This window comes from Teredinibacter franksiae, from assembly GCF_014218805.1.
GTDB lineage: Bacteria > Pseudomonadota > Gammaproteobacteria > Pseudomonadales > Cellvibrionaceae > Teredinibacter > Teredinibacter franksiae.
Window position 1 is genome coordinate 1,856,338 of sequence record NZ_JACJUV010000001.1, and the last position, 24,775, is coordinate 1,881,112.

General features: G+C 44.7%; 30 protein-coding genes and 1 pseudogene. 5 read left to right on the forward strand and 26 right to left on the reverse strand.

Features of this window, described 5'->3' with window-relative positions; translation table 11 throughout:
* Positions 1 to 2: 2 nt before the first annotated feature.
* From hypB to hypE, 3 genes are read left to right on the forward strand one after another with little or no spacing between them, the layout of a single operon-like run.
* Entirely contained in the window at positions 3 to 761 is a 759-nt protein-coding gene (gene hypB, locus H5336_RS07595; RefSeq protein ID WP_281385417.1) for a hydrogenase nickel incorporation protein HypB, read from the forward strand.
* A complete protein-coding gene (gene hypD, locus H5336_RS07600) occupies positions 758 to 1,888 on the forward strand; it encodes a hydrogenase formation protein HypD (protein WP_185232953.1) in 1,131 nt (376 codons plus the stop codon). The genes hypB and hypD overlap by 4 nt, the downstream gene beginning before the upstream one ends.
* Positions 1,881 to 2,891, forward strand: a complete 1,011-nt coding sequence (hypE, locus tag H5336_RS07605; RefSeq protein ID WP_185232955.1) for a hydrogenase expression/formation protein HypE — start codon at positions 1,881 to 1,883, stop codon at positions 2,889 to 2,891. Before hypD ends, hypE begins: the two co-directional genes overlap by 8 nt.
* A 302-nt stretch (positions 2,892 to 3,193) precedes the next feature.
* Here hypE and H5336_RS07610 read toward each other — a convergent pair whose 3' ends face one another.
* Positions 3,194 to 4,108 (reverse strand): transporter substrate-binding domain-containing protein, encoded by a 915-nt coding sequence (locus tag H5336_RS07610; RefSeq protein WP_185232957.1) that lies wholly within the window; start codon positions 4,106 to 4,108, stop codon positions 3,194 to 3,196.
* A 568-nt stretch (positions 4,109 to 4,676) separates the two neighbouring features.
* Positions 4,677 to 5,321 (reverse strand): PEP-CTERM sorting domain-containing protein, encoded by a 645-nt coding sequence (locus H5336_RS07615; RefSeq protein ID WP_185232959.1) that lies wholly within the window; start codon positions 5,319 to 5,321, stop codon positions 4,677 to 4,679.
* Between the two features lie 709 nt (positions 5,322 to 6,030).
* Between H5336_RS07615 and H5336_RS07620 the strand changes: the two genes are divergently transcribed.
* Complete coding sequence (locus H5336_RS07620; protein WP_185232961.1) at positions 6,031 to 7,692, forward strand: glycoside hydrolase family 28 protein; 1,662 nt, start codon at positions 6,031 to 6,033, stop codon at positions 7,690 to 7,692.
* 71 nt (positions 7,693 to 7,763) lie between these two features.
* Positions 7,764 to 7,904, forward strand: a pseudogene (locus tag H5336_RS07625) (transposase domain-containing protein); the annotation flags it as partial.
* A gap of 419 nt (positions 7,905 to 8,323) precedes the next feature.
* Here the strand turns inward: H5336_RS07625 and H5336_RS07630 are convergent.
* From H5336_RS07630 to H5336_RS07745, 24 genes are all read right to left on the reverse strand, one after another.
* Positions 8,324 to 8,701: a hypothetical protein gene (locus tag H5336_RS07630; protein WP_185232965.1), complete on the reverse strand. Its 378-nt coding sequence runs from the start codon at positions 8,699 to 8,701 to the stop codon at positions 8,324 to 8,326.
* Complete coding sequence (locus tag H5336_RS07635; protein WP_185232967.1) at positions 8,698 to 9,300, reverse strand: hypothetical protein; 603 nt, start codon at positions 9,298 to 9,300, stop codon at positions 8,698 to 8,700. Before H5336_RS07635 ends, H5336_RS07630 begins: the two co-directional genes overlap by 4 nt.
* Positions 9,287 to 10,489, reverse strand: coding sequence for a tetratricopeptide repeat protein (locus H5336_RS07640; protein WP_185232969.1), 1,203 nt, complete (start codon positions 10,487 to 10,489; stop codon positions 9,287 to 9,289). The genes H5336_RS07635 and H5336_RS07640 overlap by 14 nt, the downstream gene beginning before the upstream one ends.
* A gap of 50 nt (positions 10,490 to 10,539) precedes the next feature.
* The gene (locus H5336_RS07645) at positions 10,540 to 11,022 is read right to left on the reverse strand and encodes a hypothetical protein (protein WP_185232971.1); all 483 of its coding nucleotides are present in this window, start codon (positions 11,020 to 11,022) and stop codon (positions 10,540 to 10,542) included.
* 27 nt (positions 11,023 to 11,049) lie between these two features.
* Entirely contained in the window at positions 11,050 to 11,754 is a 705-nt protein-coding gene (locus H5336_RS07650; protein WP_185232973.1) for a sigma-70 family RNA polymerase sigma factor, read from the reverse strand.
* A 4-nt stretch (positions 11,755 to 11,758) separates the two neighbouring features.
* Positions 11,759 to 12,463 (reverse strand): flagellar type III secretion system pore protein FliP, encoded by a 705-nt coding sequence (gene fliP / locus H5336_RS07655; protein ID WP_185232975.1) that lies wholly within the window; start codon positions 12,461 to 12,463, stop codon positions 11,759 to 11,761.
* Positions 12,460 to 12,852, reverse strand: a complete 393-nt coding sequence (locus H5336_RS07660; RefSeq protein ID WP_185232977.1) for a hypothetical protein — start codon at positions 12,850 to 12,852, stop codon at positions 12,460 to 12,462. Before H5336_RS07660 ends, fliP begins: the two co-directional genes overlap by 4 nt.
* 7 nt (positions 12,853 to 12,859) lie before the next feature.
* Positions 12,860 to 13,153, reverse strand: a complete 294-nt coding sequence (locus H5336_RS07665; protein ID WP_185232979.1) for a FliM/FliN family flagellar motor switch protein — start codon at positions 13,151 to 13,153, stop codon at positions 12,860 to 12,862.
* Positions 13,154 to 13,157: 4 nt separating this feature from the next.
* Complete coding sequence (locus tag H5336_RS23615; protein ID WP_185232981.1) at positions 13,158 to 13,919, reverse strand: FliM/FliN family flagellar motor switch protein; 762 nt, start codon at positions 13,917 to 13,919, stop codon at positions 13,158 to 13,160.
* Positions 13,919 to 15,073 (reverse strand): flagellar hook-basal body complex protein, encoded by a 1,155-nt coding sequence (locus H5336_RS07675; RefSeq protein WP_185232982.1) that lies wholly within the window; start codon positions 15,071 to 15,073, stop codon positions 13,919 to 13,921. Before H5336_RS07675 ends, H5336_RS23615 begins: the two co-directional genes overlap by 1 nt.
* A 2-nt stretch (positions 15,074 to 15,075) precedes the next feature.
* A complete protein-coding gene (locus H5336_RS23385; protein ID WP_185232984.1) occupies positions 15,076 to 15,495 on the reverse strand; it encodes a flagellar hook assembly protein FlgD in 420 nt (139 codons plus the stop codon).
* Positions 15,496 to 15,510: 15 nt separating this feature from the next.
* Positions 15,511 to 16,311 carry a hypothetical protein gene (locus tag H5336_RS07685; protein WP_185232986.1) on the reverse strand — a complete coding sequence of 267 codons (801 nt, stop codon included), beginning with the start codon at positions 16,309 to 16,311 and terminating at the stop codon, positions 15,511 to 15,513.
* Positions 16,312 to 16,354: 43 nt separating this feature from the next.
* Complete coding sequence (locus H5336_RS07690; RefSeq protein ID WP_185232988.1) at positions 16,355 to 16,759, reverse strand: hypothetical protein; 405 nt, start codon at positions 16,757 to 16,759, stop codon at positions 16,355 to 16,357.
* Positions 16,756 to 18,072, reverse strand: a complete 1,317-nt coding sequence (locus H5336_RS07695) for a FliI/YscN family ATPase (RefSeq protein ID WP_185232990.1) — start codon at positions 18,070 to 18,072, stop codon at positions 16,756 to 16,758. The genes H5336_RS07690 and H5336_RS07695 overlap by 4 nt, the downstream gene beginning before the upstream one ends.
* The gene (locus tag H5336_RS07700) at positions 18,065 to 18,787 is read right to left on the reverse strand and encodes a FliH/SctL family protein (RefSeq protein WP_185232992.1); all 723 of its coding nucleotides are present in this window, start codon (positions 18,785 to 18,787) and stop codon (positions 18,065 to 18,067) included. Before H5336_RS07700 ends, H5336_RS07695 begins: the two co-directional genes overlap by 8 nt.
* The gene (locus H5336_RS07705; protein ID WP_185232994.1) at positions 18,780 to 19,154 is read right to left on the reverse strand and encodes a hypothetical protein; all 375 of its coding nucleotides are present in this window, start codon (positions 19,152 to 19,154) and stop codon (positions 18,780 to 18,782) included. Before H5336_RS07705 ends, H5336_RS07700 begins: the two co-directional genes overlap by 8 nt.
* Positions 19,138 to 20,505, reverse strand: coding sequence for a flagellar basal-body MS-ring/collar protein FliF (gene fliF / locus H5336_RS07710; protein ID WP_185232996.1), 1,368 nt, complete (start codon positions 20,503 to 20,505; stop codon positions 19,138 to 19,140). Before fliF ends, H5336_RS07705 begins: the two co-directional genes overlap by 17 nt.
* 16 nt (positions 20,506 to 20,521) lie before the next feature.
* A complete protein-coding gene (gene fliE / locus H5336_RS07715) occupies positions 20,522 to 20,824 on the reverse strand; it encodes a flagellar hook-basal body complex protein FliE (RefSeq protein WP_185232998.1) in 303 nt (100 codons plus the stop codon).
* The gene (locus H5336_RS07720; RefSeq protein WP_185233000.1) at positions 20,821 to 21,213 is read right to left on the reverse strand and encodes a flagellar basal body rod protein FlgC; all 393 of its coding nucleotides are present in this window, start codon (positions 21,211 to 21,213) and stop codon (positions 20,821 to 20,823) included. Before H5336_RS07720 ends, fliE begins: the two co-directional genes overlap by 4 nt.
* Before the next feature lies 1 nt (position 21,214).
* The gene (locus H5336_RS07725; protein ID WP_185233002.1) at positions 21,215 to 21,577 is read right to left on the reverse strand and encodes a hypothetical protein; all 363 of its coding nucleotides are present in this window, start codon (positions 21,575 to 21,577) and stop codon (positions 21,215 to 21,217) included.
* Between the two features lie 12 nt (positions 21,578 to 21,589).
* Entirely contained in the window at positions 21,590 to 22,711 is a 1,122-nt protein-coding gene (locus H5336_RS07730; protein ID WP_221628007.1) for a flagellar basal body P-ring protein FlgI, read from the reverse strand.
* The gene (locus tag H5336_RS07735) at positions 22,693 to 23,199 is read right to left on the reverse strand and encodes a flagellar basal body L-ring protein FlgH (RefSeq protein ID WP_185233004.1); all 507 of its coding nucleotides are present in this window, start codon (positions 23,197 to 23,199) and stop codon (positions 22,693 to 22,695) included. Before H5336_RS07735 ends, H5336_RS07730 begins: the two co-directional genes overlap by 19 nt.
* A gap of 49 nt (positions 23,200 to 23,248) precedes the next feature.
* Positions 23,249 to 23,890: a flagellar basal body P-ring formation chaperone FlgA gene (flgA, locus tag H5336_RS07740; RefSeq protein WP_185233006.1), complete on the reverse strand. Its 642-nt coding sequence runs from the start codon at positions 23,888 to 23,890 to the stop codon at positions 23,249 to 23,251.
* 107 nt (positions 23,891 to 23,997) lie between these two features.
* The gene (locus H5336_RS07745) at positions 23,998 to 24,759 is read right to left on the reverse strand and encodes a flagellar hook-basal body protein (RefSeq protein WP_185233009.1); all 762 of its coding nucleotides are present in this window, start codon (positions 24,757 to 24,759) and stop codon (positions 23,998 to 24,000) included.
* Positions 24,760 to 24,775 lie beyond the last annotated feature (16 nt).

The following is a 24,775-nucleotide window of genomic DNA, read 5'->3' on the forward strand; positions in this document are numbered from 1 at the left end:
GTATGCTTCACCCCAGAAAACAACAGCCATTACTAAACACCGCTAAACTTGTAGCCCCGCTCGCCGTATCCAAACACAATCACACACTTCTACACAGCATTATGTCAAACAACGATAAGCAGGCATCGGCTAATCGCGAACGACTAAAAAAGCACACTATATTTTGTCTGAACCTTATGTCATCTCCGGGGGCAGGTAAAACCCGATTGCTAGAAGCAACTATTGGGCGCATGCATAAGCAACTGCGTATAGCCGTGATTGAAGGTGATCTTGAAACCGAAAACGATGCCATTCGTATTCGAAAACAAGGTGTAGAAGCCATTCAAATTACCACCGGCAGCGCCTGTCATCTAGACGCTCACTATATTGAGGATGCGCTGAAAAAATTGGATTTAGCCAACCTCGACCTTATTTTTATAGAAAACGTGGGCAACCTAGTTTGCCCCGCCGCGTTCGACCTTGGACAACACAAAAATATCGTTTTACTTTCCACCACAGAAGGCGACGATAAACCACTCAAATACCCGGTTATGTTTCGAAAAGTGGACGGCATGATTATCTCAAAAGTAGAGCTGCTAGCGTTTTTCGACGATTTCTCCATTGCCCGTGCCACAAAAAATTTCCAGAGGCTAGCCAACGACGGTGACATTTGGTCGCTTTCCGCGAAAACCGGATTAAATATGGACAGCTGGGTACACTGGCTACAAACACAAGTCGAGGCCGCTCAATCCACCCACGACGCGATAATTGACTTACCGTGAACACCAGTGGCGCACAGCTTTGGCTAGACAAAATTCACCAACTGCCAGAACTAGCGGCCCCATTTAACCTACTCAATGTTTGTGGCGGCCACGAACGCAGTATTACCCACGCAGGGCTACGCGGCGTATTACCCAAGGGCCTAAACCTGATCCCCGGCCCAGGCTGCCCCGTATGCGTGTGCCCAGAAGCGGATATAGCACTGGCAATAGCCATTGCCATGCAAGCCAATGTTGTACTTCTGGCATTTGGCGATTTATTACGGGTACCCATAAACAGAACAAACCCGTGCAAACTACTGCCAAAATCGGTTAAATCCCTGTCGCAAGCAAAAGCAGCCGGAGCGGACATTCAGCCTATTGCATCGCCACTAGAGGCAAAAAAAATAGCCGCGCAACAGCCAAATAAAACCGTGGTATTTTTTGCCGCAGGATTTGAAACCACCATGGCACCGGTTGCCGCTCTGCTAACGGAATTTTTTTCGCATAGCCTACCCCGTAATCTTCTGTTTTTAATTTCCGGGAGAAAAACCTGGCCAGCTGTGCGCAAATTGTTGGCAGACGCAGAATCGGCTCCCATCCACGGGCTAATCGCACCCGGTCATGTGGCGACCGTTATGGGAGCGCATGAATGGCAATTTATTCCTGACGAATTTAAAATTCCAAGTGCCATTGCGGGCTTTGAGAGCGAGAGTCTATTGCGGGCATTTCACTCAATATTGCAACAGCAAATTAGTCACAAACCACAGCTCGAAAATTGCTACCCCCAGGCGGTAAAAACACACGGTAATTTACACGCGCAAACCCTGTTAGATCGCTGCTTTAAGGTTACGTCATCGCAATGGCGCGGTATTGGCTCAATTAACAATTCTGGTTTCACCTTAGTACCCGCACTAGCTGAACTCGATGCACACAATCACTATGCTGATATCAGCCTCGCCATACACGAAGCCTACAGTCAAAATACAATGCCTAAAAATTGTAAATGCGCAGAGGTTGTTATGGCTAAAGGCTTACCGAACCAATGCCCACTGTATGGCACCAGCTGTAGCCCACGCCAACCGCTAGGGCCCTGTATGGTATCGGACGAAGGCGCCTGTAGAATTTGGTGGAGTGCGGGCCATGAGTAAACGAATAACACTTGCGCACGGCAATGGCGGCCTATTAATGCGCGAACTAGTAGAGGAGTGCTTTGCCCGTAAGCTGGCCAACACGCACCTCAACACCGATTTAGATGCCGCCCAGCTAAACCTTGCCGGCAACCAGTGGGCGATGACCACCGATGGCTTTACCGTGCAACCCCTCTTTTTCCCCGGCGGCAATATCGGCAGCCTCGCCATTCACGGTACCGCAAACGATTTGGCCGTATCCGGTGCTCGTGCACGCTATCTAAGCTTAAATGCTTTTATAGAAGAAGGCCTGCCGTTTAGCGAGCTCGATAACATAATTTCCGCCATGGCCAGCGCTGCCAATGAGGCAAAAATATCTATCGTCACCGGCGACACCAAGGTTGTACCTCGCGGCCATGGGGGCGGAATCTATTTCGCTACAACCGGTATTGGCGAAAAACTACCCGAATTTCAATTGCACCCAAATAGATTGCAGGCAGGTGATAAAGTCATTATTTCGGGCCCCATCGGTAATCATGGAATTGCCGTGATGATGGCCCGTGAAGATTTTGGACTACACAGCGAAATTCAATCCGACTCCGCCAACGTGTGGCCACTAGTGGCAGCACTACGCCAATTAAAAAACCCAAACGCCGTTAAATTACTGCGCGATCCAACCCGCGGCGGGCTCAATATGGTTGTTCATGACTGGAGTCACTTTAGTAAACTAGGCATTGAACTTTGTGAACATTCACTTCCCATTCAACCGGAGGTAAATACCGTGTGTAACATCCTCGGCTACGACCCGCTAAGCCTTGCCTGCGAAGGTCGTATAGTCGCTGCGGTCGAAAGTAGTATTGCAGAGGACCTAATTGCACGCTGGCGAAACCAGCCCTTAGGGCAAGAAGCCGCTGTAATCGGCGAGCTTACCAACGCTCATCAACAGGTAGTCATTAATACAACCATCGGCGGCCAGCGGCTTTTATCGCCGCTTGAGGACGAGCCACTACCGCGTATCTGCTAGGCTTGTTTTTTGACTCGTCAGAATAGTCAGGAAAAATCTCTTATAATAAGCCACCCTACACTGCGCCCAAATGCGGTCGCGCACTGAGCATTCACACGACTTCAAACTGAAAGTAAAAGGCTCGCTACAATTTTTCCGTAATTTAGTATGACAACAATAAAAAGTAGTAAAAAAACAAAAGAATCGAAAAAGAACGAGGCCACTGGACATCGTTGACTGGCATCAACTCAAAAATGAAAACTATAACTCCTCTCAAGCACTCAATCCATTATGACAATACGTCCAACCCCTACCGAGCGTTTTTAACGGCTTTTCAAATCCCGAAAAAACGGCAATAGGTAGGGCATATCTTCAAACATCATGTCGGGTGATAGATTACCGTTCTCCAAAAATATTAAACGTCTTTTATCTAATTGCGCTCTGGCAACAACACTACCAAAATATTTATCGAAGACCTTATCATATGCGCCCATTCGTGACGCGATGCGTAAGCCCACTTCCAGTCTTTCAGCAATCTGTGGAGTTTCGGGTGAAACATAAAAATAGCTAGGTAAGTACATGACCATGGCCGTATGTTTCTCTATGACAAGCTCTGGCATTTCTTGTTTAAAATCATCATACTCCCGATGAATCTCGTTCAACCCCCGTGGAAACAACTGAAACCTACCCACTCTTAGCATATCGAATAAACTTAAATAGCTTTCCCCAACTACTACGTTCATAGAATGCGAACGCAATACCTGCGTTGTAGACCAGTGGTTGTTTACTCCAATGGTAAACTGCCGAAAATCGTCCAGAACTACTGCATTCTCAAGAAGGTCTTTGTTCTTTTTCGTCACCAAAGCCAAACGAAAGCTCGCAACCCCTTTTTGGAGTGGAAATTTAACGCGCGTAACCTTACCTTCCCAACCAAGTTTAGGCGGCGATATCATCACGTTGAGTAAATTCCCAGTATGCAGTTCCCGGTACTGGCGCTCACGAAACATTGGCAGCGGTGATCGAACCAGATCATAGTCGCCGTATGGACCTCGGGTGGCCTCCAGTGCAATCCCCAGCAACTCGAAGCTATAATCTAAACGTCTATCTTTGTTTGTATGTGGCTTGGCAGCAATCACCATATCTCGCTGTTCATTGGCAACGAGCCCCTCAGGCGCACAACCCAAGCAAGCGAGCACCCAACAGATGCGGCGAATGAAATATTTGAAACTATTTTTCATAGAAACAATTGATAGAAAAACGATGGGTGTGAGAACAACTGGAAAGCTCGCTATATACAGGAAGTATAGTCAGATATAGCAATAACGACGTAAGAAACCTGTAATAATTGTCGTCGGTATCCAACTACCCTTTTCGTAACAATACTCGACTCTTAAACCATGGCTCATTAGCCTAATACGTGAGCCCCGCTTTTTAACTATCATAAAATACTCTACAGCGAAACTGAAGGCTGATTTGAACTCATCGTCGCTATTGGGCAACTGGGTAGTATGATCCCACTAAATTTGCAAATTCGGTGCTTTAATTGAATATAGAATATGCAAACGTGGCTTGCCTCCTTCTGGCATGGCTTATATCGGCTCAACCGCTAGTGGAGGCACGAGAGGAACTAAACTCCCCAATCCATAGTTCTATTTCTGACAACTTCCACCTTAGCGATAAGGTAAAGAGTAATATGAGACTAACGAAACAGCCAAAAAAAAAAGGCGCTTTATCCAGATTCAGACAAAGGTAAACCACAAAAAACCGGAGGCAATAACACCTCCGGTTTCTTTCTAGAACAAAGAACTACTTAATAAAACGACGACGAGAAACGCCTAAAGCAAGAATACCTAAGCCCAACAAGCCAAGACTTGATGGCTCTGGAACTTCAGCTGAGTGCAAACGAAAGCTCAGCTCGGATACATTTTGTGGTGTTCCACCGTTTCCGAGAGAACCGAGACCAACCTGACCGGCGTTACCGGCGCCTAGCGTATCAAAGTGCATATCATCGCCAGAAAAAGAGATCCAGTAATCGCCTGCACCCAGATTTACGCCGCTCAAAAGAGCTGAAAGGGTTACGTTCGCATTGACGCCTTGAGTCTTGTTAGTAGAAAGCAGATCCAACTCTTGGAAATCAAATACGTTTGTCCAAACCTGATCTTGATTATAGGCATTCCAGATGCTTAAACGAACATCGGTATCTGCACCAGCCGTTGGCAGAATATTGTAAAAGCTCGCATCCCACTCTACGGTTAAATCAGCTACACCGGCCGTAAGCGAAAAATTGTCGAACATAGTATGCGCGTCCATGTCTCCACAAGAGGAGCAATGCCCACCGATATTATCGGTACCGGTACCATTGTCCCAAATTAGCGCTGCGTTAGCGCTAAGGGTAAAGCCTAGGGCCAAGATGGCCAGCGAGTACTTCAGTGTTAGCAAAACATTCTTCATTGTTCACTCCAAAAATTATTGTATTCACCAGCATTTTCCAGTGATACGTATTCAAGAGCACGTAGTGTGCCAATACGCGCCAAACGAACAAAAAGGTTTTTTATATGCCAAATTTTTCTTATATATTAGTGACTTGGGTCACAATTAAACGTAACAAATACTACTTTAGCATTATTGCTATAGGGGGTTTCTGTAAATTTATCTGACACAGCCATCATCAATGAAGACCTTAGCGCATACACTAAAAGACTGTTTCTCCGGCCATCTCGCATTGGCAAAAGGAGGAGCAATGGCGCGCAGCGCATTAGTACTGGTACAGGGATAACAAAACAAAAACCGCAAAATCCAAACTTTTCTGTTTTGTCGCTTTCCGCTGTGACTAACATTAACCACCCAATGTTAAATGTCGGCTGCACAGGAGCAATCGATACTCCCGTAAATGACAAAAACACATATTCTGAGCTCACACACATTCCCGGTACGGCACAAAGTTCCTCGAACTATTACCCTCATCAAGATTCACCAAAGAATAGCGCTACTATCCGTCCCAAACCTAGAACCAATCCCACGGGTGACTACAGTGCGTGGTTCCTGTGTTTTTAACTATCATTAGCTAATGTCTTCAAAAAAACTGTAGCCAGACTTGGAAACATTGAAAATCGGCGGGCAGGTAGCGTAATTTTACTCATTTTGAAAATAGGGTGGCTAAATGAAATATACAAACGTGGTTTATGTCCTTCTGGCATGGCTTATATCGGCTCAACCGCTAGCGCAGGCGCGAAATATTAGTTACGACGATAATTTCGGGCCTTTATACAAGAACCTGCCATTTAACATGCCTCTGGTCGCGCTGCCCAAAATTCCCCGCTATGAGGTTTCCATTGAAAAATTTGGCGGCGTGGGTGATGGCGTTTCAGTCAATACAGGCGCTTTCGCCAAAGCCATTAACCACCTTTCCGAGAAAGGTGGTGGTCGCTTAATAGTACCGAGGGGTATTTGGTTAAGCGGCCCTATCGTGCTTAAAAGTCATATCGACTTACATGTACAAAGTGGTGCCTTGGTTAAATTCATTCCCGACAAAGACCTCTACGAACTCATCGACACCAGCTATGAAGGCCTAAACGCTTGGCGGCCTATAAGCCCCATTTATGCCAACAATTTGACCGATATTGCCATTACCGGCCAAGGCACTATTGATGGATCTGGCGGCGACTGGCGGCTAGTGAAGAAATCGAAAATGACCGATGGCCAATGGAAAAAACTGGTGGCCAGTGGCGGTATTGTATCCGACGATGGCAAAGTCTGGTTTCCCTCTCAGGAGTCGCTGCAGGGTGCGAAAGCGATGAAGACTGACAACATCTTCAAATACAACAAAAAGCAGGCACAAGCCATAAAACATTGGCTACGCCCTGTAATGGTGGCGTTGGTGAATACCGATAGAATTTTACTGGATGGCCCAACCTTCCAAAACTCGCCCGCCTGGAACCTGCATCTACTTATGAGCAAAAATATTGTAGTGAGGAATGTGCAGGTACGAAATCCCTGGTTTGCTCAAAACGGGGATGGCATAGACCTAGAATCAGTGAAGAACGTGTTGGTCTACAAAAACCGGTTTGATGTGGGTGACGACGCTATTTGCCTTAAATCTGGAAAAAATGAAGACGGTCGCCGCCGCGGTATACCGAGCGAAAACCTGATTATTCAAGATAACGTGGTATACCACGGCCATGGCGGGTTTGTACTCGGTAGCGAAATGTCGGGCGGAGTAAAAAATGTATCTTTCTCCAAGGCAACCTTTATTGGTACCGATATCGGTATTCGCTTTAAAAGCACGCGCGGGCGTGGTGGCGTAGTAGAAAACATTTGGATATCCGATATTGATATGATCGACATCGCCAAGGGCGCTATAAATTTCAACCTGTACTACTCCAACAAAGTATTATGGGAGCCGGGCAAGAAAAACAAAGACGACGTACCACCGGTAGACGAGAAAACCCCGCAATTTAAAGATATATCTATAAAAAATGTTCGCGCACTTAATGTGGGAATAGCCGCTTTTCTACAGGGCTTGCCCGAAATGAAACTGCGTAATGTCACCCTTGAAAACGCCTATTTTGAATCGAACAAAGGTATACAAATAACAGATGCCGATAACATTAGTATCAACAACGTTACCGTACTATCGCAGCAACAAAACGCTATAGACCTGCGCAATGCAAGCAACGTTAATTTTGGGGATATCGATATTGGTAAGGAACATCATGTTTCTATACAGGGCGAGGAGAGCAACGACATCGTTTTTGACAAAAAGGGATTGAAAATAAAAATGGGAGAGTACGTTAACAAAAAGGCCGTTCGCTATAGCCAGTAGCGTCAAGTTGTGGATTTTTGTTTTTGTGTCAAGTTATTGGATGTCCTTATATTGTTATTGTTATTGTTATTGTTTACAGTCTGATAGAAACAGCCAAGGCTAACGACCTGAATACGTACGACTATTTGCAACACATATTTAAAGAACTGCCCAATGTGCAAAATGTTGAGCAGATTGAGGCATTGCTGCCTTGGAATGTGCAGCTTGGCTAGGGTGTGGTTGGTTTGGCGCTTAACCTTAATACCCTTAATGTATTCTTTACGTTAATTTCGCAAAAGAGATATAAAACCTTTCCACGCGCCTCCGCAATAAATTTGGCTACTGCTCTTAAGTCTGGTTATTGAGGGAAATGTTTAGCGTTTTTACGAAAAAATTTGATTTATATGATAAAAAAATAATTTCCGCTCAAATATCACTCACATCGGCTAAACTAAATACAAATATCGACTTCTTCAAAAACTAAGTAGTAGCAAAAAGGAATCCCGTTAACCGCCAGGAATGGCCATTTAGCCTTACCGTGCCTAAGGTAGCGCAGGATTAACCCAGTTAAAATAAGGCTGGCACCCGGACTTTATACGAACGCTCGAACCTATCTCGCTAATGGAAAAACTGGGGAATAAAAGAAGGGAAGCTACTCTCCAACGAGTGTAGCTATAAGCTCGATCAGGTGCTGCTTCGTCTGATCATTCTTGGATATGACGTTTACAATGGCATCAACTACCGGCTTAAATTCAGCATGGTTTAAAATTTCTTCCCCAAACTCCCAAAGCAATATTTCTTGAACGGTAACTGTAGGAGCGCTTTCAGTAAGGTCTTCGCCCTCGGCTCGAAGACGCTTTAACCGCTTTGCAATGTTGTCCTTTAAAACAGCCGGGTCGCGTTTTGCTCTCGATACCGGCTGAGTCGCTTTTGGCTTAACTGAATTCGCGGCAGGTGAAACCGTGGAAGCCTCACTGAGTGCTAATGAGCGCAATAAGCTGGTGATCTGTTCACTGCCAATTTTAATCACGAATCAATTTTTATTTGACTCGTTTTATATTCGCCTAGGAATACAGACCCCGACGTATCCTCTCCAGCCTTGGGTGCAGATATCGCTGCCGCTGAAGGCTGTACAGCCCCTGAGCCAATACCATCGCTGGGGCCCTGCTCCAACATCAGAATCACCTGCCTCATCGAGTCATTCAATGCGGGATTGTCTGTAGGTAATTCAAGCCCCGCTCGTATCTCGCCAACGGCCACCTTTACGTTATCTGAAAACACATTCAACATGGCGCTTGTATATAATTTTAAGTTAGGTAGTTTTACTACCTCCTTCAATTTTTCCAGCTCTTTAATAGACTCGGCCTGTTGCCCCAGCTGCATATGCAGCATAGCCAGTTGAAAACGTGCCATTTCCAAGCTCGGATCGAGCAGTAAAGCACGGGCCATTCCCGCTGCCGCACGGTCAAGCATGCCTAGCTCAGCGTGCTCTGCGGCCATCAAATAAATGGCGGCACTGTGGTCCGAATCCTGCTCAAGAACCAAATGTAAATATTTTAAAGCCTCATGGTGCTCAGATTTTTTACTGGCATCCACAGCGAGATGAAAATATTCTTCAATGTCCAACATTATTCTCTCCAACATCAATCGGGCCTCCCTCTCGAGATAGCGCCTCTAAACGTTCATTAATCAATATTTCTGGAATAACACCTAGCTGTTCATTCTTTGCTGATTTCGCAGTATCGAACAGCTTTTTCGCTTGCTCATGCTGCCCACTTCTGTTCAACATAACCATCTCTGCATATATCGTTGCCATACCAGCCGCATTTAGCTTTCTCGCTAACTTTAAATGCTTATTGGCGAGTGCTCTCTCTCCCTGCAGGGCATAAACAGCTGCTAACCCCCCATGAGTTTCGCCAAAGCCACGATCAAGTTTGTAGGCCGTCTTAAAGGCTTCTAGCGCCCCATCTAACTCAGAGCGGGAGATATAGCACCACGCCTGAAGGTGCCAACTGCCGAGGTGATCGGCCATAGTTTTTAATGCTATAGTGATCGATTCAAGAGCCTCATCGATTTTAAAGTTATTAAATTGTAAAAGTGCAAGTCCGTACCAACCTCGCCCAATATCGGGAAAGCCTTGAGTCAACTCTTCGAATAGCGGAGCAGCCTCATCATACCGCCTCAAATCAGTTAGCGCGCCACCCTTGGCCAGTAACGCATCCATCGACCGCTTGCCGGGGACAACAAGATCCAGCACGGCACTAGCCTTGGCTATCGCCAGCTCTAATTCTCCAGAGTCATAAGTTAACAATGATAGTAAAGCTTGAGCTTCAATATCAGTAGCACAAGCCTCACATCGTTGAAGCCTAGAAATAGCTTCACTAATTTCACCTAGATGATGCTGGCAGCGTGCGTATAACACACTATATTCTCGAGCAAAGTCCTCCGAGGACTCACTATTCAAACACAGCAATGCTTCACTGTACTCACCGCTCAAATAGTGGCAAAACGCTAGGTTATAGTTAATACCATCATCACTTAGCCCGCCTTCATGCGCATCCTTAAAAAAAGCTTTTGCTGTTTCTATATCGCCGGCACGAAGTACCACGGTTCCATGGTAAGCGAGAAGCTTAGGCGTGCGCATCCCTCTCTTCGTAGCCTCCGATAACAACCCCTCAACCGCATTCCATTCCTGTATATCCACCCCCATAGAGACAACATTCTCCATAAGGCTGACATTGCCAGGGTCCCTCTCTAAGAAGCCCAGCATACGATGAAATTGATCGAGTTGCGGATTATAAGCACCCGAATTATTCATAAATTTCTCAATTTGACATTCCTACACACAAAGCATTACTGCCCATTACCCTACTGGATATTAAGGCTGGATAAAAGTTCTTCAGCACGCTCCAAATACTCTCCGGCCTCTGCCGGGTTCTCTTTTAGAATAGCCAGCGCGTCGATGGCAGATTGACGCTCATCCACTTCAACTAATGCAACGGCCTTGTAAAATAACGCTGGAGCAAAAGCTGACTCAGCTTCCAACACCTGATCCCAAATTTGCATTGCCTTAATTACATTCCCCATATCACGCTCCACCATGCCCAACTGGAACAGTTCATGAATTGCGTCAGGCTTTATTTCTAGCAGCGCAGAAAAAGACGCTTTAGCTCTAGCAAGTAGACCCATTGACGCGTAGCATCGACCAAGCAATGCATGAACTTCTATCGGGACATCTGTACGCCCTTTAGCTAGCTTTAACTTTACGAGAGCCTCAGTATAAAGCTCTCGCTGTAAATCAAATTCAGAAAGTGCCAAAAGTTCGTCTGATTCCAAATTACCTAAATCCATAATATTTCATCCTCTTACGTAACCAGTTTATGCATCATATATTTGCTCATATATTAAACGTACGGCTTTAATACCTTTGCTATGAATTTGGCTAACCCGGGAGGGTGTAACGCGAAGCATCGCAGCAATATCAGCAAATTTCATATTCTGAAAGTAATGTGCTTTTAGCACACCTCTTTCGGGGTCATCTAACGAGCTTACAATATTTTTAATACACGCTAGCGTTTCTGCTTGGAAAAAAGAATCCTGGACAGAGTTGTTTGGCAGTTCATCTTGCACAACCCCTGACTCCAGGAAGAAGCCGAAAGCCAGACCAACAACCGCATCTACTACCGACTCGAATGCAGTATCCTGTATCGCGATTGATTCTAACCGCTCCGCGCCGCGGTGATCTCGTCCATGACGAACTCTTTCATTAAAAAAACACTGCAGGCCATCTAACGTCCTACCAACCATATACGGATAAGCAAACGCCTTAAACGGTGTACCTTTACTGAGATCAAACCGCTCTATCGCCATCAGTAGGCCTAACGCACAAAATTGTGAAAAATCGGCCCATTCCAGCCCAGCACAAGCATATTTTGAGTAAAGCTTACTCGCAACCTTACGAGACCAAAGACTGTAGTATTCGAATATTATGTTGCGAGCATCAATGCTACGCTCCAGCTCAAATATTTGCCAAAGCTGAGGCTCTTTAGCTTCGCCTGAAATCTGTGACTGCAAAACAGTCATAAACCTAGGTAACTACGCTCATCAATAACGTCTCAGATACCAACGCCCACCCATCGATCACTACAAAAAGCAACACCTTGATAGGAAGCGATATCGTTATCGGCGGCACCATAATCATCCCCAGCGACATCAGGATTGCAGCCATAACTAAATCGACAAGTAAAAAAGGTAGAAAAATAATGAATCCCATTTTAAATGCCGTCTTCAGTTCGCTCAGCATAAAGGCCGGAACCAAATATTCGAATGACACTTCCGCTACGTTTTTCGGCACGCTCTCACCATTCATCCGATAGACAAACACCATATCTTTTTCATGAGTTTGTCGAACTAAAAAGGTCTTGATAGGCTGCCAACTTTGATCCAAAGCTTCTCCAGCTTCCATATGGTTATCCAAATATGGCTGTATTCCCACCTGATAGCTCTGTTTCAAAACCGGGGTCATAGTAAATAAGGTGAGAAACATGGCCAGTGTGATCAAAACCATATTCGGTGGACTTTGCTGCAAACCCAATGCATGTCTAAGAAATGACAGTACAATTATATTGCGCGTGAAAGTTGTAGTCGCAATCAAGAAAAACGGCAAAAACCCAAGTAAAGCAAACAGTACGAAATGCTCGATTTCAGATTGGAGCCGGCCATCAGAAAACATATCGTTTAAAACAGAGCTAGAGCTAGCCGCAAGTCCTTGTACCAAGAGAGTACTAATCATTCAATTTCGCTCCCCTCAATACCTCTATCACCATCATTCTGCACCACGTTATTTCTCGAAGAAAGACTCAGAACCGTGTGCTTCAAGCTGGATGATTCAGTGATCAGGTATCGTTCCCCCTCAACTTCAACTAATGACATTAACGTTGCTTTTGAAATTTGTCTGCTCTCAATAATTTTTATATCGCTCTCAACCTCTTCTCGTTTAAGCATCGTAAGAAACTTACGTGGGGACTTTTTTATTGCAATTGCTAGTATCGCCAATAAAATCGCCACCACAATCAACAGCTTCAACAGGAATCCGTCTGATATAGCGCTGTCTGTACGAAATTTAAGCGCGACCTCATCTTCGCCAAGTGGCTGAGAGGCTGTCTCCTGAATACTTTCCATAAAAAAGCTATATCTCTGTAATGAGAACACCATAAGTTTCATCAGTTGCAACGAGTTCACCTCGAGCAATAATCTTTCCATCAACCAATAAGGTCACCGGCTCGTCCATCTTTTCTGCCAACGATAAAACACTCCCTTTTTTTACTGAAAACAAATCGTCTATACTTATTTCTGCAGAGCCAACGTTTACAGTAACAGTGACATTAACATGCCCCACTAAACTCATATCTTTATTCAATAAAGCCTCACCACTAACAACGGACTGAGAATCTTCTAACATTGTTTCGCTTTCAGTATTCATATCATTACACCTTATTTCCACTTACCATCAACCTAACTGCCTTCTGCTGGCTTTCCTGACAAAGGGCCCCCACTGCCACAATGCGCTCACCAAGCCGTACCTCCAGCTCCTTATTCAGAGTTGTGGTCGACGTCAGTACGTCTCCAACGCTCAGGCCCTCAAATGACGACAATTTGTACTCGCCAAGATTAAGTGAAACCTCCAAACGGCACGTTTTCTCAAGAATCGCCTCACTTTTAGAATGCAGGTTCGAAACGGGCCTAATATCACCTCTTCCGATAAGCGCTTTAACCGCGTAGCCATTAAGCAACAATATCAATACCCAATTATTCATTTTGACGCGGCACTCAAACCACTGCTCTCCCTTCGCCGCACGAGAAACGAGCTCTACGCAATCATTTTGGTTATCCGCTACCAGCTCATCTTTAATCAATACGCCGATTTTTTCTAGAATTTGATTTTGGGCTTCTAACACAATTTTTTCGTATGTTTCATCTTTTGGCACATCAGCGAGGTCCTGAGCGAACATCAATTTTGTCCAGTCACCAGCGCTCGCAAGTAAAACCTTTTTCTGCTGCGAGCCACTGCCACAATAAAGACGAAGCTCATGATCGAAATCTTGCATACCAGAGAACCTGTCAATCGAAATATCTATATCACTTGGCTCCAAGCACCAGACATCCAACCACTGTTGAACGGCAATTTTCAGCTTTTCTCTTAGTGATATTTGTTCACGCCGAGAAAGCTTAAGTACTGGCTGTAGCACTACCGACCTCCAGTGCTGCTGTATAGCGTTTCGATCAATTGGTTTGCGACATTCATCACTCGCGAGCTGGCTGTGTACCCTTGCTGCGATACCAATAGTTGTGCAAACTGCTCCGTTAGCTCTGTATTGGAAAGCTCCAACTTTCCACCCAGCACTTTGCCATTTACTCCCTCATTTGCATTACCAATGATCATTCTTACATCTGGGCCTGCTTGATAGAACGACCCAGACTGACTTAATTTCGTAACATCATTAAAGTTAGCTAATGCAATTCGAGCCCCCTCCTCTTCTTCGCCATTCCCGTACTCAATATTGAGAACCCCATCATTATCAAAATTCAGACTTATATAACCGGAAGCAGCACCACCATCCGTAACTGTCGCTCCTAGATTGGTTGCTCCAGAAACAAACTGCGTTGCATTTTCAAAGCTGCCCGGCTCTCCCAAATTAAACTCTACCGTCTGCCCTCCGGCAAATGGGATTTCAATTGCGGCCGAACTCGAGCCTTCCAATGGCGATCCATCTGTATCAAAAGCAACCGAACCCGAGCCGATATTCGATTCATTTTCATCTAGTACGTTAACTGTCCAGCTTCCAGCGTCGTCATTGATCAATTCAATTGATATTCTATGCGACTCTCCAGCAATATCGTAAATGTAGAGGTCATCAATCCGGTGCTCCCCTTCATCACTCGATATATTTCCAGCAAGCTGCACCTCACTAGTGGCAACTGGAGGCCTCACTCGATTCCCCTCAAAACTGAATGCTTCGAGCACTCCAGCCTCAGAGAGAGCCATTACTTCATATTTTCCCGTTGCCGAATCGACCAGCATATACTCTTCATTTAACTGAAACTGGCCAGCACGAGTATAATAATTCTCTCCGTTTTCTCCCCGAAGGATAAAAAACCCGCTTCCGTCAATGGCTAATGTTGTTGGGCTTCCCGCATCTTGAAAATCGCCATTCTGCTGCTGCATTGCTGTGCCAGCAACATCTGACCCCGCGCCATACTGACTCCCCAGAACTTCCTGATAAAGTGCATTCTTTGCTTTATAGCCAGGAGTATTCATATTGGATATATTCTGACTAATAACTTCAATACCCTTTGAAAAGCTAAGCATTCCACTTAACCCATTAAATAATGACTGCAACATTGCTATCCCCCCTGCCGACGCACTAGTGAAATTTGCGAAAGTCGAATATTTGGAATTGAATTGCCATCGGAATCTTGAAGAGTAAGCAACGGTCCCTCCTGCGTAAACCTAACGGCGGTCACGGTACCAGACAAAGATCGTCCGTCCTCTACAACTTCGATACGTTTTCCTAACATACTGACGGACTGAGAAGACGAGTTCATCGTTAATATCCCAGTTACACGCTCCGTCGTTTGCCTCTGCTGCTCTAAACCGGAGAACTGTGCCATCTGCGCAAGAAACTCCTCGTTTTTCGTAGGCTCCAACGGGTCCTGATATGTTAACTGTGTAATAAACAGCTTCAAAAACCCTTCTAGATCTATTGAATTTGAGGCTGCTCCTGAGTTGGTACTTACTGCAGTGCCTATTGCATCAATTGCCATGACATAGTTCCCTAATTAACTGTATACACGCCCATTTATAATTTTTACAGCTACCGCTGAGCCTTGCGCTTGAAGCCGGCTACCTAGTTCACTAACTATGCCCCGTAGTTCAACCTCGCCTATTGTGTAATCGCGAAATAGTAAAACGTATCCATTTTCGCTTTCCAACAGCGTAACTTTTTGTTTTACAACCTCGCGCAGTGAAAGCGCAACACTCGGTGCACCAGAGGAATGTACTCCACCCATTTTTTCAGAAGCAATAATCCCAGAGTTACCCTGACTACGAATGTAAATTCCGTACTGGCTATCTATAGTCGCTGATTGAGGCATAGATTTTTCGCCTCCAATTAAATGCGCCTTTTCGCCTGCACTTATATCAGCTTCACCTATTACAGGCTTTACCAGCCCATATACCGTTACTCCGTCAAATATATGAGATAATCGACCTAGTGCAACGCCACTAAATTCGTAAACCTTTGATCTGGCGTTTGGTTTGGAAATTGACGCGGCAGTAACAGCCTCATCACCCACGTGAATTGATACGGACACGCTGCCATCAATATCACCAATAACTGAGCTTTCCGGTATTTGCATTCCCTCAAATTCCGCGTAATCAAGTTCTTCCGAATGTGTATCTTTGGACAAATAAAAGCTGGCCCGGTGATCATGCGGAAGAGTACTTTCCCCACTAGCACTAGAAGATGAAATATCACCCAAAAAATCGCTTTTTACCTGTTCTTTGGCCCGCGAGAAAGCAGGCCCGACGTCTGTTGGCCGATTTGAAATCGGTTTCTGTCCACCCCAATCTACATTCATAATTAGCACACCACCCAACATCGCCCACTAGAAAATATCAAAATTATAAAAATATTTTTTGTTCCAATCGCCTAATTTCTACCGCGCAGTCATCCATTTTTCTTTTATAGGATCGCCCCAATAGTTCCTTGGTTCTTAAACTATTGCGCTGCTGCCCAATAACATCACTACACTCATTTAGCTGCCGCGCCAAAATTTGCTTTTTTTCTTGGCAGTCCAAGATCAACCATAGTTTCGCATCCCTAATAGCCGAATATCCAGCATCTGAAGCCAAACCTGAAGCTTGCACTAGAGCATTAACTTCCTCATCGACACCAGAACTCTCAAGCTTGTGTTGCACCTCAGCTTTTTGCGCCCGAAGTAATTCGGTAGCTATTCTAAACGTCTCTATCTTCTGCTTTTTCTTTAGTAAAGAAAGTATATTTAACCGCTTATTAACATGCTTCATTGAATAAGCTTTTCAACTACTTGGCTTGCATCTCGCCAGACATCGTCAGGCTCGATAAATTGGCGTCTTTTTTGTTGTAAAAATTCGTCAACATCGCCCTTAAACTCTACAATTTTGTCGAGCACAGTATTACTACCAGCCTCATAGGCCCCCAGCTCGATCATATCTTTAGATTCATGAAACGCCGACAAATGGGCCCGCAGAGCAGAAACAGTGCTCTGCTGATCAGGGTTTAATAAAGCCGGTGCTAATCGGCTTAAACTTGATAAGATATCAACCGCTGGGTAATGACCTTTTTCTGCCAACGATCTGGAAAGTACAACATGTCCATCTAGAAGCGATCTCATGTGGTCAGTAATAGGTTCTTGCATATCATCCCCCTCGACAAGCACCGTGTAAATCGCGCTTATTGAGCCTACCCCTCTAAGATTGCCTACGCGCTCAACCAGAGGAGGTAATATGGCAAAAACTGAAGCAGGATATCCTCTTGCGCCTAACGACTCTCCCGCAGCCAATCCAACCTCCCGTTGAGCCATCGCAAGTCGTGTAATGGAGTCCATTATCAACAAAACATCTTTACCCAGATCACGAAAGTACTCAGCAATAGTGGTCGCCGTAAACGCGGCCTGCCTGCGCATTATTGCGGGCTCGTCAGCTGTAGCAGCAACAACGACACATCGTGTAAATCCGTTAGACGCTTGAATATCCCTTACAAATTCACCTACCTCTCTGCCTCGCTCACCAATTAGGCAAACCACAATTACATCAGCCTCACTATTAGTTGCTAGCATCCCAAGTAATGTACTTTTACCTACGCCACTTCCTGCAAATATACCGATACGCATACCTTTTCCCATGGTGCAAAAAAGGTCAATGGACTTAACACCAGAAGCCAAGGTTTCTGTAATTGCTTCTCGATCCAATGGGTTAATTTTGTTTGCAGCAGTGCGAAGACGTTTGGCGATCCTTTTGCCTTCTCCGTCTAAAAAATCACCCAACCCATTAACAACTCTACCCAGCAATTCATTACCTGCCCCTACGTCGATCGGCTTCCCCACCGGGCGCACACGGCTGTCCAAACATAAACCTTCCGGCGCCTGAAGAGGCATAAGTAATATACTGTCAGCCTTCAAGCCCACCACTTCAGCGAGCACGGTGCGCGTAGTGAGGGGCTGAATAACCGACACCAGCTCACCCATTCGAACAGAACACCCCTTTGCCTCGAGTAACATACCGCTTATTGCTGTTAGTTTTCCCGTTACTTGGGATAGCTCTAGCTTACCCAGAGCCTCAAGGTAGGGTGCTTCAAACACGATTAGGATGCCTCGCTTCAAATACATCCAATAAACAATTCTTAAGCTTGTCTAGATCAGCGGAAATTGAGCAACAGGCTTCTGAGCTTCCATACAAAAAACGCATGTCAACTGAGCTCATATTTTTGTCATACTGTATTGAAATATTTTCCAAATTTTGGATAGCCTTGTCCCAGAAAGTGGCGTGTTCACCAGAAACAATTAATATTAAAGGAGACTCAGTTTTGAACGCTTCAACCTTTTTCCTTATATAAGCTGACACCAATTCTTCATTCGAATATGATTCGTGCATCAATGCATATACGCACTTCAAACTAAGATTAACCACACTCTGTTCTAGCTCACGATCCTGTCGTACAACGCCATCGGCAATTACTGCCAGCCGCACCTTAAGTTGCTCAAGTTGCTCATCCGCTTCTTGCAGCTTTTTCGCCAACAAGCTCTCTTTTTCTTTTGTCGATTGGACAAAGCTATCCAGCTTTTCCTGAACTTCAGCTTGGACGATTTCCTCGGCACTGTCTAAACCGTCTTTCAGGCCTTTATTTTTCGCTTCAGCTCTTAAATCAGCAAGTTCCTCTTGAAATATTTCTTCCAATTGCTGAATCGAAAATTTAGGAGAAATGCTCTCTTCCGGCTCGTCAGGAGGCACTTGATCCGGGAAATTCAACCGTTGAAAACATCCAGAACTTTTGCTCCCCTTCAAAATTTCATTCATAAGCGATTGCCGAAGTAGCCTTGATTAAATAGTTACTTACGCCTACCGCATACTTCCTATTAGTGCCGCCACAAACTTCACCCGCAAATTCATTTTTTTCTGAAGCTAGCAGAAGACTCCAATAACGGGGCAACTTAACCATTGTTCGAGGTTTTTCTGACACCTCTTTTTTTGGTTGCATACTATTCAAGACGGATCCAACTAATTCTGGGTATCTATCCCAACCACGTAATTGAACCTCTTGCAACAGTGATTTCAATCGTTGAACTTGACTTTCACTCAACTGACTAATTAACCAATTCTGATCTTGCTTAGAAAGACACGCCATTTTTAGGGCAAGGCGCTTAACGCTATCGTTCGACTTCAAGAGTATTCCCCTCGGGTACAGCAAGCCATTCGTTTATTTCGGCCAAAATAGCATCCCGCTCCTTAACCTTCAGCGAACGTGGCTTTCTTCCCGACCGAAAGTAAATCCAGAATAAACACACCAATACAACTACGCCACTTATTGCCCACACTAACGGAAGCACCAGCGGATGTATCTCTTCTCTAGCCAAAGTGCCGGCAACTACTTGCACGGGAATCGGGGCCTCCTTTAGTGCTTCTGGCGCAGCCTGAACGTATTCAGGTTGCGCAATTACGGTAACGCGGTCACCACGAGTCCTGTCGATACCAATACCTGCCTCAATGGCTGAGGACAATTTCTGCAATATCGACTCGTCCACACTATCTCCAATAACAACGCCCACACCTATTCTCTTAATCGTTCCGTACGCATATTCGGTTTCGGATCTTTCCGTTGAATATATATACTCAACCTCTTTTGACTCTGAATTGCGAGTATCTTTAGCAGAACCTTTATCTGGACCTTCATCACGAACTTGCGATTTGGTTTTTACTATATATCCACTACCTCCAGTAACTGCAGGCACAATGGATTCTCGTATAGATTTTGTCTTGTCCTTATTAAGATCGATATTCACAGCAACACTAATAGATTCTGAAGGAACAACCATCGTTATAAGAGCCTTAACTTTTCTAGCGTAGACATCTTCAAGTTCAGATATCTCGTCATATCCCTTACTAGAATCATTTGAAAAAAGCGTTCCATTTTGCCCCAGCACCACGACATCTTCACTTAATAGATCTTCTACAGCGGCGGAAACCAATGTTTTTATCCCTCTTATTTGCGCGTTAGACAAATTTATCCCTTCTCTCTGGTCTACTACCACTGAGGCCTTCGCTCGAACATCTTCCGTATTGAACAAACTCTTTTTCGGTAAAGATAAATGTACCCTAGCCGATCTAATATCAGCAAATGAACGAATAGTATTACCAATCTCTCCCTCAAGGCCTCTTTGATAATTAATTTTTTGTACGAACTCCGACATACCGTAATCAGCATCATCAAAAATCGAAAAGCCGCTCGCAGATTCAGCTTGAACGCCCATTTCTTCTAACTTTTTTCGTATCTCTCCAACATATCGCTCTTCGACAAAAACTTGGCCAGTTTTTTCATCTGTCTTAAAATCAAAACCCCACGCCATTAGATGCCCCGCAATCTCACTATGCAGATCTTTTGATACGCTTCCGGACATCAATGGCTTCCAGTGTGTAACCATAAATAGCCAAGAGATAGCCGAAACAAAAAACACAAAAACGACAATGACGGCAACTATAATCACAAACTTTCTGTTGTACAATTGATTGATTTCCACGTTAATTTCTCAACCTCTATATCTGCATATTGAGAATTTCTTTATATGACTCTGCGATCTTATTTCTAAGTTCCACGGCCACCTTCATAGACATTTTGGCATTTTCAATCGAAATCATTAATTCATGTACCGAAATACTATTACTATCTAAGACATACGAAACCATATTGTCTTCAGCCCCAATCATCGTTTGATTAAGGCTTCCTATCGCATCCATAAAAGCGTTTGGCTTCGAGCTTACTTCCATATGGCCAAAACTTATACGTGGCATAGTATCGGCATTATTAAGGCCAATACTCTGTACTCCTAACTCATTCATCTTTCGTCACCAATCTGTATCGCTGCTGCATTAATTTCTTTATTGATATTATAGGCCCTGACATTTGCTTCATATGCGCGTACAGCACCCGCCATACGCACCATTTCAGTCACATGGTCCACATCAAGAAAAAAAACATTACCTTCACCATTTGCCATCGGATGCACTGGATCGTGAACAGCTTTCACGACGGAAGAATTTAAGTCATTATCCCCTCCACCAACTACACCGTTTGCATTTATAAGTAAATTTTCAATGGCTTGCAAAGCTGTTGTTTCGCTCGCAAATGCTACGTTCGCAAGCGCTAAGCGTTGCGCTGCAAGCTCAACTCGGCCACGCTCATAATCCATCCCAAAACGGGAAATTGCAGTTATAGAACCAGGCTCCATGCTATCGACCTCCCACTACAGCCAGACTCATTAGGGCCATCTTTGCTGAGATAATTTTCGAGATCACTTTTACCCTTCCAGCGGCCTCGTTCATAGTAGCCACTTCTTGGTCTAGATTTATTTGGCCACCCAGCTGTTTGACATAATCTAAACCACTTAACGCATTCGTCAGAGCATCACCATTATTACCAGACACAGCATACGAAGAAGCTAAATCTGATATTGCTCGCTTAAAGTCAAACCCCATCTTTATATAAGACGGCTGGTTCGCACCTGCGATATTGGACGAAGATATTCTCGCCTGTTCGCTGTTTATCGCCACAGCTTTTGTCGCCACGCCAATTACCGAAAGGTCTGCGCTCATTTTCTATACTCCTTACTGCGTAATGAGTTCTGCATGTAATGCACCAGCAGCTTGCAACGATTGCAAGATGGAAATTACATCACGTACTGACAAATTTATCGCTTGAAGTGATTGAACCAAGTCATTGACACTAGTCCCTGCAGGTAATGAAACAGGCTCAATTCTCTGTTCATTAACGGAAATGTCAGTATCTGGTACCACCTGTGTTCTAATACTATCCGTAGGCCTAAAATTGTTAAATGGCTGTGATACTTGGAATTCTGTATCTATATCAATCTTCAAACTACCATAGGCAATACTTACCTTCCCTATAGTGACATCTCCTCCCGCCACTATGATGCCTGTACGCTCATTAACAACCACCCTAGCCTGCAGGTCTGGCGTAACCTCTACGCTTTCTAGTAACGCAACATCAGACATGAAATTCGCCGCACCACCCATCTTTAGCTGTATTTTCCCGGGGTGCACCACTTTCACTGCGTATGCAGGAAATGTACTTTGCAGCCTATCTCTTACACGTTTCGCCGTTGTAAAATCGGGCTCATTTAAAATCACATTTATTTCGCCCCCAGCAACATCCCCGCTGTACAGTGAGCGCTCTATGTTACCGCCACTACTAACCTGCCCTACAGTGGTATGATTTTTTTTCCTCGAATTACTAAACGACTCGACCTCATATCCACCTACTATTACTGGACCCTGCGCCAATGCATACAGTTTTTTGTCCGCACCATATAGTGGCGTTAACAGCAATGTTCCGCCGCTCAAACTCCTAGCATCACCAATAGAGGCAACGTTCACATCAAATTTATCTCCAACCTCACCAAAAGCAGTTAAACGTGCAGTAATCATTACTGAAGCTACGTTACGTGAATTTAGATCCTCACTATCAATTTGGAGGCCAAAACCTTCCAACGCATTGGATAGCGATTGAAGCGTTGCTTCATTGCGCTGCGAATCACCTGTACCAGAAAGACCAATCACCAGCCCATAGCCGACTACGGCGTAATCCCGAACCATATCGATCCGCGCTAAATCCTTTATCCGAACACCGCTGGAAGAAGCAGCGACCTCCAGACTAAAAAATACAACATAGACAATCAGGAAAAAACGCATCAAATTAGCCTCAGCCATTTTAGTACACTGTAAACAACGCCAGGCTCACCAGTATCGCTAACACTTCCATCACCCCGAATCACAACTTCAGCGCCTGCAATTCGACTGGAAACAATCGTATTTTCTTTCGAAATGTCTTGCTTACGTACGATACCGGTAATTGTAATGAGCTGGCTTTCCCCGTTTATAACTAACATTTGCTCACCCTTAATAGCCAACATATCGCTCGATAACACATCGGTTATTAGAACGCTAAGCTTGGTCGCCGCGACACCTTTCCTTGTTGTCTTTCCTGAACCTTCATCTTTACCTGAAACATTCAAGCCAACCGATTTTTCATTATCAAGAGACTCTCCGGTAAGCTCAATCGAGGATCCATGCTTTAAACCCAAACCAACACTAGACTCTGCGGTTGTAGACTCATAGACAAGAACAACAATAGGCTGACCAATAGTAAAAGACCGCTGATCGGCAGTTATCGATTGATAGCTGTCTGGATCGATCATGCTATCCCCGGACACCCTGACACACATGAAAAACAATGTACAAAAGACATTAAAACGCCATTTCAACCTTATTTTCTCCTATTACATATGCTTTTATAGGCGATTCTGCACCATCAACCAACACAGAAACCAAATCACCCTTTTCCCAGCCCATGCTCAACGCAACACCTGGCGAAGACAATTTAATTCGACCTGATTTCACCGTTATGATAACCATCATATTTCTCTCGACTAGAGGTGGCGCGGCCACATCCTGTGTACTAACAACTCTCCCGTGCCGAATGGTTCTGGTTGTGACCAGCCCAACAGGTGACCCCTCCAACAACTGATAACCACCGGCGACTCTCGCGACATTCGTAACCGTGAACTGTATATCCTCAGCCCTTATCACCTGCCCCCTTTTTAGATTGCGCACGGTAACCCATGCCTCGTCCAAAACTTCAACCGTATACCAACTCGTACGTAGCGCTTTACCAGTAACATCTAGTGATACAGCTCTAACTCGTCCAGAATTGATAGAGCCTATCTCATGCAAGGCTATTTTATTCTCGATATCAGTAGTCTTTGCGATATGGGTGGCCTGCTTTAGCAACTTTAATTTTACCTCTCCCCCATTAACTGTAAACCTATCACACAACGCTATCTCTAAATAATTCTGCGCTATTTCCACTACAGCAGTTTCGGCACTCAACGATGTTAACCAATTTGGTCGAACGTCACGATCTAACGATCTACACTGGATCGCAACGCTACTAGCAAGTATCACCCCAAGGAAAAGCGTTGCCATTAATTTATTATCTAACGCCGGATGTTATTGGTAGTTTCCAAAATACTATCGACCACTTGAATCAAACGGGCATTCAACTGGTAAGCCCTTTGAGCTAACACAAGATTCGTCATTTCCTCAACCATATCCACGTTCGACGTTTCCAGATATCCCTGCTTTAAATTCCCGGCCCCAGACTCTCCGGCATTTCGCATAATTGGATCAAGTCGGTCATTAGCAACCATATATAGGCCGTTGCCAACGGACTTAAGATCGGACTCGTTTTCAAATTGCGCCAACTGAAACATTCCAAGCTCGGTAACATCGCCCGACGAAAGAGTTGCGTAAACCGTACCGTCTGCGTCAATTTGAACCTCTAGCGCGTCTGGCGGGATATAAATATTACTGGTTAAACCTCCTTGACCGACGACCCCAAGACGACCATCGGTATCAACTCCCAAACCACCAACTCTTGTATAGGCGTAGTCGCCATTTGAAAGCTCTACTTCAAGCAGCCCCTTACCCTGGACAGCAACGTCGTACATTGCACCTGTTTGACGGAAAGAACCACTTGTAAAAATATCTTTCACACTTCCTATTTTTGTCCCCTGACCTGACGACACAGGATTCTGTGACGATATCGCATTGTCGCCAGTGGTAACAACATCGGTGAAAAATACATTTTCCTTTTTGTAAGCAGTTGTTTGGCTATTCGACAAATTATGAGAAATGGTATTAATCCACTCCTGTGTAGCAGTTAAACCCGATTTCGCAATATTGATAGCATCTATCATTCTTTAATCCACCTGT

Coding starts and splice junctions, on each gene's coding strand:
- hypB (WP_281385417.1), top strand. CDS start 3: ATGCTTCACCCCAGAAAACAACAGCCATTACTAAACACCGCTAAACTT.
- hypE (WP_185232955.1), top strand. CDS start 1,881: ATGAGTAAACGAATAACACTTGCGCACGGCAATGGCGGCCTATTAATG.
- H5336_RS07610 (WP_185232957.1), bottom strand. CDS start 4,108: ATGAAAAATAGTTTCAAATATTTCATTCGCCGCATCTGTTGGGTGCTC.
- H5336_RS07615 (WP_185232959.1), bottom strand. CDS start 5,321: ATGAAGAATGTTTTGCTAACACTGAAGTACTCGCTGGCCATCTTGGCC.
- H5336_RS07620 (WP_185232961.1), top strand. CDS start 6,031: ATGAAATATACAAACGTGGTTTATGTCCTTCTGGCATGGCTTATATCG.
- H5336_RS07635 (WP_185232967.1), bottom strand. CDS start 9,300: ATGTTGGACATTGAAGAATATTTTCATCTCGCTGTGGATGCCAGTAAA.
- H5336_RS07640 (WP_185232969.1), bottom strand. CDS start 10,489: ATGAATAATTCGGGTGCTTATAATCCGCAACTCGATCAATTTCATCGT.
- H5336_RS07645 (WP_185232971.1), bottom strand. CDS start 11,022: ATGGATTTAGGTAATTTGGAATCAGACGAACTTTTGGCACTTTCTGAA.
- H5336_RS07650 (WP_185232973.1), bottom strand. CDS start 11,754: ATGACTGTTTTGCAGTCACAGATTTCAGGCGAAGCTAAAGAGCCTCAG.
- fliP (WP_185232975.1), bottom strand. CDS start 12,463: ATGATTAGTACTCTCTTGGTACAAGGACTTGCGGCTAGCTCTAGCTCT.
- H5336_RS07660 (WP_185232977.1), bottom strand. CDS start 12,852: ATGGAAAGTATTCAGGAGACAGCCTCTCAGCCACTTGGCGAAGATGAG.
- H5336_RS07665 (WP_185232979.1), bottom strand. CDS start 13,153: ATGAATACTGAAAGCGAAACAATGTTAGAAGATTCTCAGTCCGTTGTT.
- H5336_RS07675 (WP_185232982.1), bottom strand. CDS start 15,073: ATGTTGCAGTCATTATTTAATGGGTTAAGTGGAATGCTTAGCTTTTCA.
- H5336_RS23385 (WP_185232984.1), bottom strand. CDS start 15,495: ATGGCAATTGATGCAATAGGCACTGCAGTAAGTACCAACTCAGGAGCA.
- H5336_RS07685 (WP_185232986.1), bottom strand. CDS start 16,311: ATGAATGTAGATTGGGGTGGACAGAAACCGATTTCAAATCGGCCAACA.
- H5336_RS07690 (WP_185232988.1), bottom strand. CDS start 16,759: ATGAAGCATGTTAATAAGCGGTTAAATATACTTTCTTTACTAAAGAAA.
- H5336_RS07700 (WP_185232992.1), bottom strand. CDS start 18,787: ATGAATGAAATTTTGAAGGGGAGCAAAAGTTCTGGATGTTTTCAACGG.
- fliE (WP_185232998.1), bottom strand. CDS start 20,824: ATGAATGAGTTAGGAGTACAGAGTATTGGCCTTAATAATGCCGATACT.
- H5336_RS07720 (WP_185233000.1), bottom strand. CDS start 21,213: ATGGAGCCTGGTTCTATAACTGCAATTTCCCGTTTTGGGATGGATTAT.
- H5336_RS07725 (WP_185233002.1), bottom strand. CDS start 21,577: ATGAGCGCAGACCTTTCGGTAATTGGCGTGGCGACAAAAGCTGTGGCG.
- H5336_RS07730 (WP_221628007.1), bottom strand. CDS start 22,711: ATGGCTGAGGCTAATTTGATGCGTTTTTTCCTGATTGTCTATGTTGTA.
- H5336_RS07735 (WP_185233004.1), bottom strand. CDS start 23,199: ATGATCGATCCAGACAGCTATCAATCGATAACTGCCGATCAGCGGTCT.
- H5336_RS07745 (WP_185233009.1), bottom strand. CDS start 24,759: ATGATAGATGCTATCAATATTGCGAAATCGGGTTTAACTGCTACACAG.